The organism is Oleiagrimonas soli (assembly GCF_000761445.1).
Classification (GTDB): domain Bacteria; phylum Pseudomonadota; class Gammaproteobacteria; order Xanthomonadales; family Rhodanobacteraceae; genus Oleiagrimonas; species Oleiagrimonas soli.
This window is the reverse complement of record NZ_KN196470.1, coordinates 1,058,741-1,071,961: the sequence shown is the minus strand read 5'-3', so window position 1 is coordinate 1,071,961 and position 13,221 is coordinate 1,058,741. Positions and strand designations below refer to the sequence as shown.

Here is a 13,221-nt window from a genome sequence, read left to right as displayed (position 1 = left end):
CCGTTCCGGCCGAGGCCTCCGCGACCGCATGGACGCTTCCAACGCACTCCACCCGATCCATCCCGCCGTGCTCGAACGCACGCCGCAACTTGCGGCCGAGTTCGCCGAAGGCGTGCCCTTCCGTCACGTCGTGATGAACGACTTCCTGACCCCGTCCGCAGTGGAACCGCTGCTGGCGCAATTCCCGCCTTTCGAAGCCCGCAACGCCATGGGCGATACCGGCAACGTCGGCGGCAAGGCCACCGTTCCCGGCATCCGCCGGCTCGGCGACGCCTACGCCGCACTCGACGACCTGATCCGCTCGTCCGCGTTTCTCGACTGGCTCTCGCAGGTCACCGGCATTCCGAACCTGCTCTACGATCCCTACTACCTCGGCGGCGGCACGCACGAGAACTTGCACGGCCAGGGACTCGAACCGCACATCGATTTCAACTACCACCCGTCCGAACGCTGGCATCGACGGCTGAACCTGATCCTCTACCTCAACCCAGAATGGTCGCCGGACTGGGGTGGCGCGCTCGAACTGTTCTCTGCGCCCCGGGACCGTGCACCGGAGCGAAGCGTCGCGCCGCTGCTCAACACCTGCGTGCTGTTCGAGACCACCGAACACAGCTGGCACGGCTTCGACACCGTGCGTCTGCCCGCCGACGTCGAGGGCGTCTCGCGCAAGTCGATCGCGCTGTACTTCTACACCGACGACCGGCCCGCCGAGGAAACCGCACCCAAGCACACCACGATCTACCGGCAGAAGGGACTGCCCGAGTGGTGTGAGGAAGGCGCGCAGCTCGACGCCTCACGCATCGAGGAGTTGCGCATGCTGCTCGCCCGCCGCGATGCCCACGCCGACCACCTCTACGCCGAGAACAGCCGCCTGCTGCAGGCGCAGGAAAAAGGACTGGTCGGGCAACTGCTGTACCTGCTCAAGCGCGCCTACGTGCGGGCGCGCCGCTGACGAAAGCGCGACAACGCGTCGCCACATACGTCCATCGCCACAAACGAAAACGGAGCGGGTCGCAACGACCCGCTCCGTTCTTTTTTAGCGTACGCCCGACGGGACCGTCAGGGACGTCGCGCCAGTTCCGGATTGTCCTTGCTCACCGGCATCAGGTCCTTCTTCGACACGCCCAGCCACAGCAGGATGGGGCTGGCGATGAAGATCGAGGACAGCGTGCCGATCAGGATGCCGATCAGCATGGTGATGGCGAAGCCATGCACGGCCGGACCGCCGAAGAAGTACAGCGCGGCCATGGTGATCGCCGTGAACAGCGACGTGATGATGGTTCGCGACAGCGTGTTGTTGATCGAGCGGTTGAGCACTTCCTCCGGCTCGGCCTTGCGCGCCAGGCGGAACAGTTCGCGCACGCGGTCGAACACCACGACCTTGTCGTTGATCGAGTAGCCGACCACCGCCAGCACCGAGGCCAGTACGGTGAGGTCGAACTCGCGCCCCGTCAGGGCGATGATGCCGACCGTGACCAGGGCGTCATGCACCTCGGTCACCACCGCGGCGATCGCGAAGCGTCGCTCGAAGCGGATCCACAGGTAGCCCATGATGCCGATGATGACGAAGATCACCGCGTAGATGCCGCTGGTGCGCAACTCGGCGCCGACCTGCGGACCGACGAAGTCGGGCGGACGATTCAGGGCGACGTCGCTGCGCTTGACCTTCAGCGCAGTGAGCACGTCCTTGGCGACCCGCTCGGCGTCGGTCTTGCCGTCCGACTTCACCGCGGCCGGATCGGACTTCGGCTGCAGACGGATCGACAGGTTGGTGGAGTTGCCCAGGCTCTGCACCACGGCGCGGTCGAAACCGCCCGCGGTCAGCGCCGCACGCACGTCGCCGATATCGACCGGCTTGTCGTACTTGACCTCGACCAGCACACCGCCGGTGAAGTCCATGCCGTAGTTCAGGCCGCGCGTGGCGATGATGAAAATCGAACCCAGCATCAGCAACACGGCCAGCACGATCGAAATCTTGCGCAGACCGAGGAAGTTGACGTTGCTGTTGTGATTGAAAATTTCCATGGAGCTTCCCGGCCTTTAGACGGAGAGGGTCTTCAGCTTGCGCCGACCGTGAATGAGTGCCGTGATCGCATGCGTGACCGTCACCGAGGTGAACATCGAGGTCAGGATGCCGATGAACAGCGTGACGCCGAAACCGCGGATCGGACCCGAACCCATGGTCATCAGCGCCATCGCCGCCAGCAGATGGGTGACGTTGGCGTCGAGAATCGTCGCCCACGCCTTCTCGTAGCCGGCGCGGATAGACGCGTGCGGCGTCGAACCGTTGCGCAGTTCCTCGCGCACGCGTTCGCAGATCAGCACGTTGGAGTCGATGGCCATGCCCAGCGTCAGCACGATACCGGCGATGCCCGGCATGGTCAGCGTGACGCCGATCATCGACATCACCGCCACCAGCAGCACCAGGTTCAGCACCAGGGCGATGTCGGCGACCAGTCCGAACAGCTTGTAGTAGATCAGCGCCGCCAGCAGCACCAGGCTGAGGCCCAGGATCACCGCGCTCACACCCTTGCGGATGTTGTCGCGGCCGAGGCTGGGGCCGATCACGTGCTGTTCGACGAAGGTCATCGGCGCGGCCAGCGAACCGGCCTTCAGCAGCAGCGCCAGGTCCGAAGCTTCCTTCGGGCTGTCCAGACCGGTGGTGGAGAACTGCCGTCCAAACACGCCGTTGACCGTGGCGTAGGAAATCACGCGCTCGCTGGTCTTGAAGCTGTGCTCTTCCTTGCCGTCGACCATCTTGGTCTGCGGGATATGGTCGATGTAGACCACCGCCATCGGCTTGCCGACGTTGGACTCGGTGAACGTGCGCATGCTCTTGGCGCCGGCCGCGTTCAACGTCACCTGCACTTCCGGCGAACCCTGCTGCTGGTCGAAGCCGGAGTTGGCGTTGGTCAGCTCGTCGCCGGTGACGATGATCTGCTTGCTGAGCAGGCAGCCCTGCGGACAGGCCTTGCCGTAGTACAGACGCGCGTCCGGCGGCACGATGCCCTTCTGCTCGGCATCGACGACGCGCTGATCGGGGTACATCGCGATGCCGGCGCGGTATTCCAGCGACGCCTGGGCGCCGAGGATGCGCTTGGCTTCCGCGGTGTCCTGGATGCCGGCCAGATCGACCACGATGCGGCTGTTGCCCTGCTGCTGCACCAGCGGCTCGGACACGCCCAGCGCGTTGACGCGGTTGCGCAGCGTGGACAGGTTCTGGCGGATGGTGTTCTGCGCCAGCTCGCGCAGCTTGTCCGGCTTGATCTGCATGTTCAGCACGAAGCGGTTGCTGGTGCTCGGGCCGTTGCTGATGTTCAGATCCGGATATTCGGTGCCGATGGCGTCCATCGCCGCCGAACGGTCGGCATCCGAACGCAGCACGGCGACCACGCCGTTGCCGCTGTGCGAGACCGACACGTAGCGGATGTTCTTCTCGCGCAACAGCTGACGCACGTTGCCCACGTACACCTGCTCCTGCCGCTGACGCACGCCGCTCTGATCGACCTGCATCAGGAAGTGCACGCCGCCCTGCAGATCGAGACCCAGCGGCATGGAATTGGCATGTATCGCGCGCAGCCACGACGGCACCGTGCTGGCGAGGTTGGGCGCGACCACGTACTGGTCGCCCATGCCGTTCTTCAGCGCGTCGACCGCCTTGGCCTGCACATCATCGGACTTGAACCGCACCAGCAGGCGCTTGCTGCCCTGCTGGGCATCGCCGCTGATGGCGATCTTGTCCCAGGTCAGCTGGTGCTGCTTGAGGATGCTCTCGACCTTGTCTTTCATCGAGGCATCGATCTGGGCGCCGCGGTTGGCGGAAATCTGTACGGCGGGCTGCGGCGGAAACACGTTCGGCAGCGCGTACAGAAGCCCCAGCAGCAGTACCACCACTACCAGCGCGTATTTCCAGCGTGGGAAATCACTCATGCCTAAATTCCAATGGATGCCGGAACCCGCGCCCCGGCGCTTGCATCAGGCCGGCACGCGCCGGCCATCCCCTTCTTACGCCGATTTCAGCGTACCCTTCGGCAGCACCTGCGCGATCGCGCCGCGCTGCACCTTGATCTGCACGCCTTCGGCGACCTCGACGGTCACGAACGACTCGCCCATCTCGGCGATGCGACCGGCCACGCCGCCATTGGTGACCACTTCGTCGCCCTTGCCCAGGGCCGCCACCATGGCGCGATGCTCCTTCTGCCGCTTCATCTGCGGGCGGATCATCATGAAGTACATCAGGCCGAACAGGACCACCATCATGATGATGAAGCCCATGCCGCCACCCGCCTGACCGGCGCTGCCACCGGCAGCGGCGCCCTGCAGGAACGCCGCGGAAATGAAAACGCTCATAATTTTTCTCGCAAGTTGCGGTCGGTAAAGGAAATCTTTCCGGACCGGTAAAAAGACCCCGGATTATGCCACGAGCCTCGTCCGGTTGCATGAGGCCGGACGACCGGGGACTCCGACCCGGCCCGCGCGTGCGGGTTCCGCCCGACGCGCGGAAACGTGGTCCGGATCAGGCCGCGCCGGCGCGCCGCTCCGCATAGAACCCGGCGACGAAGTCGTCCAGCGCCCCCGCGGCGATGGCGTCCCGCAGCCCCTGCATCAGGCGCTGGTAGTGGCGCAGGTTGTGCATGGTCGCCAGTTGGCTGCCCAGCATCTCGTTGCAGCGGTCCAGGTGCCGCAGATAGGCGCGACTGAAGCCGCTGCGGCAGGTGTAGCAGTCGCAGCCTTCCTCGATGACCCGCGTATCGCGGGCGAACTTGGCGTTGCGGATGCGCAGGGTGCCGCCGCGGGTGAACAGGAAGCCGTTGCGGGCGTTGCGGGTCGGCATCACGCAATCGAACATGTCGATGCCGCGGCGCACGGCTTCGACAATGTCCTCGGGTCGCCCCACGCCCATCAGATAACGCGGCTTGTCGGTCGGCAGCAGCGGCACCGTGTGATCCAGCGTGCGATTGCGCTCGTCCTCCGGCTCGCCCACGGCCAAGCCGCCGACCGCGTAGCCGTCGAAGCCGATGTCGATCAGCCCCTTCGCCGAGCGCGTGCGCAGCGATTCGTACACGCCGCCCTGCACGATGCCGAACAGGTTGTTGGGATTGCCCAGATCGTCGAACGCACGCCGCGAGCGCGCAGCCCAGCGCAGCGACAACTCCATCGAATCGGCTGCCTGCTTCTCCGTCGCCGGATACGGCGTGCACTCGTCGAAGATCATCGCCACGTCGGAATCCAGCACCCGCTGGATGCGCATGGACTCCTCGGGCGACAGGAACACCTTCGAGCCGTCCACGGGCGAGGCGAAGGTCACGCCTTCCTCGGTGATCTTGCGCTTGTGCGCCAGCGAGAACACCTGGAAGCCGCCCGAGTCGGTGAGAATCGGGCCGTCCCAGCCGATCATCCGGTGCAGGCCGCCGAAATCGCCGATGACGTCCAGCCCCGGCCGCAGGAACAGGTGGAAAGTGTTGCCGAGAATCATCTGCGCGCCGATCTCGGTCAGATCGCGCGGCGTCATCGCCTTCACGGTGCCGTAGGTGCCCACAGGCATGAACGCGGGCGTCTCGACGCTGCCGCGCGGGAAGGTCATGCGGCCGCGGCGGGCCGCGCCGTCGGTGGCCTGGAGATCGAATTTCAGGGAAGACATCGGAGCATTATCGCGGGGCGGAAGCGGTTCGTCATGTGGTCTTCGGCATGTTGGCGCATTTCTGCTCCCAACAAATTTGCCTGCGACCGGAGACTCCAAATTTCTGAGGCCGGTGACCTGCTGGGTTAGCCGATTGAATTGCAGGGTGCGGCTAGGGTTTCGACCGCCTTCCGGCGGCCGAGTGACTTCTCTTTGCTTGTCCAAAGAGAAGTCACCAAGAGAAACGACACCCCGCGTCCGCGCCTTCCGGCCCTGCGGGCCTCCAGGTTCGCTCCGGGTTCCGGGGGTGCGTCGACAGCACTTCCTGTGCTGACGACGCACTGGCGCACGTCCCTGTGCGCCACCCTGCGGGCCTGATCCTCCACCCTCCGCCGCTACCGAAGGGGATCAGGAGCGCGCACCGCTATGCGCGTTCAGCAGCGAGCGCTGATGGCGTCAGGAAGCTTTGCATGGGGCCGGAACACCGCATGATGCCGGCTTTCCACCTTGCCGTGGATCGCGGTGAGGGTGTGGAGGAAAGACCCGCAGGGCGGCCGGCAGGGACGCCGGCCGGTTTGTCGTCAGGCCAGGGATGGCCTGTCGACAAACTCCCGGAACACCCTCACGCACCCGCAGCGCCGCAGGCGCGGAGGGCGCAATCCCCGGCTGCCCTTCTTTTGGTTCCGTTTTCTTGGGCAAGCAAGAAAATGAACCCGGTCGGCGCCAGCCGAACGGAACCCGAGGGGTCGATGAAACGGCATCGCGGCTGAGTCCATGCCTAACCCGACAAAGAATTCGCGCCCATGCCCCCGAAACCGGGATGGCAATCGCGCCGATCCCATTGAGCGTTCTGAGGGCGACAATTAACAGTCGGATCAAACACCCTGCGGCAAAATCAGCATCGCATCGCCATACGAGAAGAACCGGTACTCCGCCTCCACCGCATGCCGATAAGCATCGAGCATGAACTCGCGACCGGCCAGCGCCGAGACCAGCATCAGCAGGGTCGATTCGGGCAGATGGAAGTTGGTCAGCAGGCCGTCGATGCTGGTAATGCGGTAGCCGGGGAAGATGAAGATCTGCGTCTCGCCGGCGAACGGGCGTAGTTCGCCTTCGACCGTGGCGCTTTCCAGCGCGCGCACGACCGTAGTGCCGACGGCGATGACGCGGCCGCCGGCGGCGCGGGTGCGGTGGATCTTCTCGATCAGCTGGGCGCCGACGTTGAGCCACTCGCGGTGCATGTGGTGATCTTCGATGCGCTCGGCGCGCATCGGCTGGAACGTGCCGGCGCCCACGTGCAGGGTCACGTAGCCGCTGTCGACGCCGCGTGCGCGCAATGCTTCCAGCAGCGCATCGTCGAAATGCAGACCCGCGGTCGGCGCGGCCACGGCGCCGGGCTCGCGCGCGAACACGGTCTGGTAGCGCTCGGCATCCTCGGCGCTGTCTGCACGTTCGATATACGGCGGCAGCGGCATGTGTCCGACGCGCAGCAGCACCTTTTCCAGCGGCTCGTCGGTGTCGAAGCGCAGACGGAAGAATGCATCCTCGCGCCCCAGCACCTCGACCGGCGTGCCGTCGTCGAGCAGGATGCGGCTGCCCGCGGCCGGCTTCTTGCTGACGCGCATCTGCGCCCGCGCCTCGTGCGCGCCGGTCACGCGTTCGAGCAGAATCTCCACCGCGCCGCCGGTCTCCTTGCGTCCGAACAGGCGCGCCGGCAGCACGCGGGTGTCGTTGAACACCAGCAGATCGCCTTCGCGCAGGAAGTCAGGCAACGCGCGCACGCCGCTGTCCTGCCAACGCTTGTGCGGCACGTCCAGCACCAGCATGCGGCTGGCCGAACGCTCGGCCAACGGGGCCTGCGCAATCAGGCGCTGCGGCAGGTCGAAATGGAAATCGGATTTCTTCATGAAGCCGGGAATCGGGAATCGGGAATCGGGAATCGGGAATCGGGAATCGGGAATCGGGAATCGGGAATCGGGAATCGGGAAGGATACTAGGTCGTCATCCCGGCGAACGCCGGGACCCAGCGCCTTGTCGGTACCATCGCGTCACTGGATCCCGGCGTTCGCCGGGATGACGATCATAAGGGACCGTGGCAGGGACGAAGACCATGCCCGCCGGTTCCGGGGCCGTGGATGTCCCTGCGAGCGCGGCGGATGCTCCGGCCGATCACGGGAAGCGTCCCGTACACGAAAGCGGATCGTACAACGCCCGCGCAGCATGAAGGGCAGCGCTCGGCGAAACTACAGCCAGCCCTTCTGCCGCGCCAGCCGGTACGCCTCGATGCGATTGCCGACGCCGAGCTTGCCGATGGCCTCGGACAGGTAATTGCGCACGGTGCCATGCGACAGGTTCATGCGCGCGGCGATGTCGCCGGCCGACAGCCCCTCGCCGGCCAGACGCAGCGCCTGCCGCTCGCGATCGCTGAGCGGGTCGGCTTCGGACCAGGCCTCGATGGCCAGCTCCGGATCGATGGCGCGGCCGCCGCGATGCACCACGCGCAGCGATTCGGCGAGCTTTTCCGCCGGCGCGTCCTTCAGCAGATAGCCGGACACCCCCGCATCGAGCGCGCGCCGCAGGAAGCCGGGACGCGCGAACGTGGTCACGATCACCACCTTCACCGGCAGCGCGTGGCGCTGGATACGCTGTGCGAGTTCCAGCCCGGTCATCCCCGGCATTTCGATGTCGGTGACCAGCAGATCCGGCTTCAAGCGCTGCAGTGCGCGCCAGGCGGCCTCTCCGTCGGCGGCCGAGTCGAGCACCTCGATGTCCGACTCCATGTTCAGCAGCGCCGCCAGCGCGCCGCGTACCAGCGCTTGGTCCTCGGCCAGCAGAACGCGCATCATGACCATCGCTCTTGCGGCATGGTCAGCGGCTCCGGCATCGCCTCGACCGACGTGTCCGCACGCGGCGCGGCATCACGCGCCGGCAGCGGCACCGTGACGTGCAGCGTCGTGCCCTGATCGCGCGGCGAGTCGACACGCAAGGCGCCGCCCAGCGCCTCCACGCGCTCGCGCATGCCGGCAAGGCCGTTGCCGAACGCATCCAGGCCGCCGCGTCCGTCGTCGCGAATGCACAGATGCAACACGCCCCGCTCCACGCTCATTTCGACGTCCGCCCGCGTGGCGTGGGCGTGACGCGCGATGTTGGTAACGGCCTCGCGCACCACCAGCGCCAGCACCGCCTCGATGTCGGCCGGCAGCGCTTGGCCCGATGGCTCGTAGCGCATCACGACGCCGAGGGTCTCCAGCATCAGATGCGCCGAGGCCAGCTCCGCGGCCAGATCGGTGGCGCGGATGCCGGTCACTGCGGCGCGCACCTCGGCCAGCGCCTTGCGCGCGATGCCCTCGGCGTCGGCGAGTTCGCGCCGGGCCGCTTCGTGATCGCGATCGAACAGCTTGCGCGAGAGTTCCAGCTTGAGCGTGATCAACGACAGGGTGTGCCCGAGCAAATCATGCAGATCGCGCCCGATGCGCTCCCGTTCCGCCGTTGCCGCCAACCGCCGCACCTCGTCCTGCGACAGCCGCTGCGCCGCGTTCTTCTGCATGTTCAGGCGTCCGGCCAGACTGCCCGAAGCGGCACTCACGCAGACCGCCGCCATCAGCACCATGGCGAACCACGGAATCCCCAGCCACCAGGCTTCGAGCAGTGTCACCAGCACGATGGTCGCGATGCGCATGCCCGTCGCGCGCAGCGACCCTTCGTACGGCACGTACACACACGCGAAGACCGTGTAGCTCCATGCCGAAGGGTTGTACGGCAGGGACAGGATGGCCAGCATCGCCATCCCCGCGACATAGATATTCACCTCGCGATACGGACGCACGTTCACCAACGCGAACAGCAGCACGAACAGCGGATATCCCGCGGCGACCGACCACCAGAAACTGGCATGCACGCCACTGCTGACCAGCGGCGTCACGAAGATCCACAGCGACCACAGCAGATTCAGCGCATGCAGGCGCGGATTGCTGCCGCCATGACGCAGTTTCTGCGCCATGGAGTCCGGCGCCGGACGCAGAAAGGCGGGCCACATGGTCGATTCTCCCGACGGGTTCATGCCCATGCTACTTCAGCCGTAACGACGCAGGCGACGCGCCGCCAGCATCAGCAGACCGGCGGCCACGCCGAGCAGCACCAGCGCATGCGTCCCCACCGGCTGGTGCGAGAGACCGACCGCGCGCTGGGCGATGGCGTTGAGGTGGTAGCTCGGCCACACCGGCGCGATCGCACCGAGCCAATGCGGCATCGCGCTGAGCGGGAACCACAGCCCGGACAGGAACGACATCGGCAGGTACACCAGATTCAGCAGACCGGGCGCGCCCTGCCCCTTGATCAGCGTGCCGACGAACATGCCCAGCGCGCAGAACGGCAGCACGCCGAGCACGCCCATCGCCAGCAGCGCCAGCATCTGCGCGGCACTGAGCGGCACGTGCGCGGCGAACACGCTCAGCAGCAGCATCAGCGTCACCACCACGCCGGCCGCCACCATCGCCATCACCATCTTGCCGAGCAGGTACGCGCCCGACGGCATCGGCAACGCGCGCTTGAGCGTCAGCAGACCGCCGTCGCGCTCCAGCGCCAGCGACACGCCGAAACCGAACAGGCCCGGCCCCATCACGCCGAAGGTGCTGTAGCTGGCCAGCAGATAGCGCGCGGCGTCCGGATGGCCGTGATTCATCAGCACGCCGAACATCAGGTAGAACACGGTCGGGAACAGCGTCAGCGGCAGCATGAAGCCGGGATTGCGCAGGTAACGCAGGCACTCGCTGCGGATTTCGGCCAGGTACGCGCCGAACACCCGCGGCATCGGCATGCCGCCGTCGGCGGGCGCGGTCATCGAAGTCGTCACGGTCTGCATCTCAGGCCACCTCGCGTTCGTCGTCGGTGCGCGCCGCTTCGGCGTCGCGGGTCAGTTCGGTGAAGGCCTCGGCCAGTCCGGCGCGCTGCACTTCCAGATCGCGCAGGTCGGCGTCGGCGGCGAGCAGCTGACGCACCACGGTCTCGGCCTCCGGCGTGGCGATGTGCAGGCAGCGGTCGCGTTGCTGCACCTCGCTGACGTGCGGCCAGGCCAGGACCTGATCGCTGCTCAGCGACGTCACGCAGCGGATACGCTTGACCGCGACCCGCGCGCGCAGGTCGTCGACCGTGCCCTCGTGAATCACCCGCCCCTGCGCCATCACGCTGACGCGATCGGCCAGCGCTTCGGCCTCTTCCAGATAATGCGTGGTCAGCACCACGGCGTAGCCTTCGCCGACCAGCGCGCGCATCGCCGCCCACAGCCGCTGCCGCGCGTCGATGTCCATGCCCACGGTCGGCTCGTCCAGAAACAGCAGTTGCGGTCGCCCGCACAGCGCCAGCGCGAACTGCACGCGGCGCTGCTGACCGCCGGACAGCTTGCCATAGGGACGATCGAGCAGATCCTCGATCCCGGCCAGCGTGGCGCTGTCGGCCAGACTGCGCGGGCTCGGGTAGTAGCTGGCGGTCAGACGCAGCAGCTCGCGCACGCGCAGCGTCAGCGGCAGCACCGCCGACTGCAGCATCACGCCGATGCGCCGGCGCGCCTCGATGCGCTGCGGGTCCAGCCCGAACAGCTCGGCGCGGCCGCGGTCGGGCCGGATCAGCCCGAGCAGCAGCGCGATGGACGTACTCTTGCCGGCGCCGTTGGGACCGAGCGCGGCCAGCAGTTCGCCGGGCCGGACCTCCAGATCGATGTCGTTCAAGGCCTGCACGCGGCCGTAGCGTTTGCTTACGCCGCGCAATGCGGCCACGCAGGATGCGGATGTGTTCATGGGTTTGCCCTCCTTGGTCGCCATCATCGCGAGCGCTCCGTTCGGGCGGCAGTCGCCGACATCATCCGCCGCGCATGACAGGCGTCATGCGCGGTCCGGGGGTGTCGCCGAACCCGGCGTCATGCTATGCTCTGGAGATATTTTTCTTTATCAATAGGGACTTAGCGCCGCAACAGCACCACGCCGCGCTACCCACCACTTGGAGGAGAGACAGGTATGGGTCCGATCGAGATGCTGCGCGAGATGCGCGATTTCGGCGGTGCGCAACGCACCACGGGGCTGGACGACGCCACCATCGAGCGCTTCGCCGCCCGCGATCCGGCGCTGGCCGGCGCCATCGAGGACGCGCTGGCGCGCCATCGCGAGCTGCGCGCGGAATTCGGGGATTTCCTGAAGCTGGACGAGAACGACCAGCTGCAGCAGGCCCAGGCCGGCTTCATCAATTTCTACCCGGACGACGCCATCAATCCGTACATGCCGGCCGCCGCGCGCGGTCCGTGGATCGTCACGCTGAAGGGCGCCGTGGTGCACGACAACGGCGGCTACGGCATGCTTGGCTTCGGCCACAACAACCCGGCCGTGCACGCCGCGCTGAGCAAGCCGCAGGTGATGGCCAACGTGATGACGCCGAGCATCGCGCAAATGCGCCTCGCCGCCGCGCTGAACCAGGAAATCGGCCGCAACCGCGAGGGCGGCAACCCGTACGCCAAGTTCCTGTGCCTGAACTCCGGCTCCGAGGCCGTCGGCCTGGCTGGCCGCTTCGCCGACATCAACAGCAAGGAAATGACCGCCGAGGGCGGCAAGCACGCCGGCCGCAAGATCAAGCGCCTGGCCGTGCGCGGCGCCTTCCACGGCCGCACCAGCCTGCCGGCGAAGTACTCCGATTCGACCCGCGCCACCTACCTGAAGTATCTGGCCAGCTTCGCCGTGGCCGATCAGGAACTCATCATCGTCGAACCCTACGACGTGCAGCAGCTCAAGGACGCGTTCGCCGAAGCCGACAAGCAGGGCTGGCACATCGAGGCCATGTTCCTGGAGCCGGTGATGGGCGAAGGCGATCCGGGCCGCGCGGTGACGCCGGCGTTCTACGCCGCCGCGCGCGAGCTGACCAAGGCCCACGGCACCCTGCTGCTGATCGACTCGATCCAGGCCGGCCTGCGCACGCAAGGCGTGCTGTCGCTCGTCGACTACCCGGGCTTCGAGCATCTGGAAGCGCCGGACATGGAGACCTACTCCAAGGCCCTCAACGCGGGCCAGTATCCGCTGTCCGTGCTGGCCGTGAACGAGCGCACCGCGCAGCTCTACCGCAAGGGCGTGTACGGCAACACCATGACCGCCAACCCGCGCGCGCTGGACGTGGCCTGCGCCACGCTGGCGCAGCTCGACGACAGCGTGCGCGAGAACATCCGCGTGCGCGGCCAGCAGTTCGTCGAGCGCCTGAATCAGCTCAAGGACGAACTCGACGGTCTGATCACCAAGGTGCAGGGCACCGGCCTGCTGTTCTCGTGCGAATTGAACCCGAGCTTCAAGTGCTACGGCGGCAACTCCACCGAGGAATATCTGCGCGAGCACGGCCTGGGCGTGATCCACGGCGGCACCAACTCGCTGCGCTTCACCCCGCACTTCAACGTGACCGAGGCCGAGATCGACCTGATCATCGAGCGCGTGCGCCACGCGCTGCTGGAAGGGCCGCGCAAGCAGAACGCCGAAGCCGCCTGATCGCGTCACACGCATACGGCACCATGCAGGGCGCGCCGGTCCTTCCGGCGCGCCCTTTGCATGTCCGCGTCGCGGACGCACCAAGCCCCG

11 protein-coding genes are annotated in these 13,221 nt (G+C 66.7%); 2 read left to right on the top strand and 9 right to left on the bottom strand.

Annotated elements, in window-relative coordinates; genetic code table 11:
* The first annotated feature begins 28 nt into the window (after positions 1–28).
* The gene (locus LF63_RS04630; protein ID WP_043099956.1) at positions 29–952 is read left to right on the top strand and encodes a 2OG-Fe(II) oxygenase; all 924 of its coding nucleotides are present in this window, start codon (positions 29–31) and stop codon (positions 950–952) included.
* 107 nt (positions 953–1,059) lie between these two features.
* Here LF63_RS04630 and secF read toward each other — a convergent pair whose 3' ends face one another.
* From secF to LF63_RS04585, 9 genes are all read right to left on the bottom strand, one after another.
* On the bottom strand, positions 1,060–2,025 hold the full coding sequence (gene secF, locus LF63_RS04625; protein ID WP_043099954.1) for a protein translocase subunit SecF: 966 nt from the start codon (positions 2,023–2,025) through the stop codon (positions 1,060–1,062).
* A 15-nt stretch (positions 2,026–2,040) separates the two neighbouring features.
* Positions 2,041–3,930, bottom strand: a complete 1,890-nt coding sequence (gene secD, locus LF63_RS04620) for a protein translocase subunit SecD (protein ID WP_043099953.1) — start codon at positions 3,928–3,930, stop codon at positions 2,041–2,043.
* Positions 3,931–4,005: 75 nt separating this feature from the next.
* Positions 4,006–4,350 (bottom strand): preprotein translocase subunit YajC, encoded by a 345-nt coding sequence (gene yajC, locus LF63_RS04615; protein WP_052394693.1) that lies wholly within the window; start codon positions 4,348–4,350, stop codon positions 4,006–4,008.
* A gap of 166 nt (positions 4,351–4,516) precedes the next feature.
* Positions 4,517–5,641: a tRNA guanosine(34) transglycosylase Tgt gene (tgt, locus tag LF63_RS04610; RefSeq protein ID WP_043099952.1), complete on the bottom strand. Its 1,125-nt coding sequence runs from the start codon at positions 5,639–5,641 to the stop codon at positions 4,517–4,519.
* Between the two features lie 854 nt (positions 5,642–6,495).
* Positions 6,496–7,527, bottom strand: a complete 1,032-nt coding sequence (queA, locus tag LF63_RS04605; protein WP_043099950.1) for a tRNA preQ1(34) S-adenosylmethionine ribosyltransferase-isomerase QueA — start codon at positions 7,525–7,527, stop codon at positions 6,496–6,498.
* 336 nt (positions 7,528–7,863) lie between these two features.
* Positions 7,864–8,466: a response regulator transcription factor gene (locus tag LF63_RS04600; RefSeq protein ID WP_043103164.1), complete on the bottom strand. Its 603-nt coding sequence runs from the start codon at positions 8,464–8,466 to the stop codon at positions 7,864–7,866.
* Entirely contained in the window at positions 8,463–9,656 is a 1,194-nt protein-coding gene (locus LF63_RS04595; protein ID WP_235205265.1) for a sensor histidine kinase, read from the bottom strand. Before LF63_RS04595 ends, LF63_RS04600 begins: the two co-directional genes overlap by 4 nt.
* A 36-nt stretch (positions 9,657–9,692) precedes the next feature.
* Positions 9,693–10,481, bottom strand: coding sequence for an ABC transporter permease (locus tag LF63_RS04590; protein WP_043099948.1), 789 nt, complete (start codon positions 10,479–10,481; stop codon positions 9,693–9,695).
* Between the two features lies 1 nt (position 10,482).
* Positions 10,483–11,412, bottom strand: coding sequence for an ABC transporter ATP-binding protein (locus LF63_RS04585; protein ID WP_043103159.1), 930 nt, complete (start codon positions 11,410–11,412; stop codon positions 10,483–10,485).
* Between the two features lie 216 nt (positions 11,413–11,628).
* Here LF63_RS04585 and LF63_RS04580 point away from each other — a divergent pair, with 216 nt between their 5' ends.
* Complete coding sequence (locus LF63_RS04580; RefSeq protein ID WP_043099946.1) at positions 11,629–13,131, top strand: aminotransferase class III-fold pyridoxal phosphate-dependent enzyme; 1,503 nt, start codon at positions 11,629–11,631, stop codon at positions 13,129–13,131.
* The last annotated feature ends 90 nt before the right edge of the window (positions 13,132–13,221 follow it).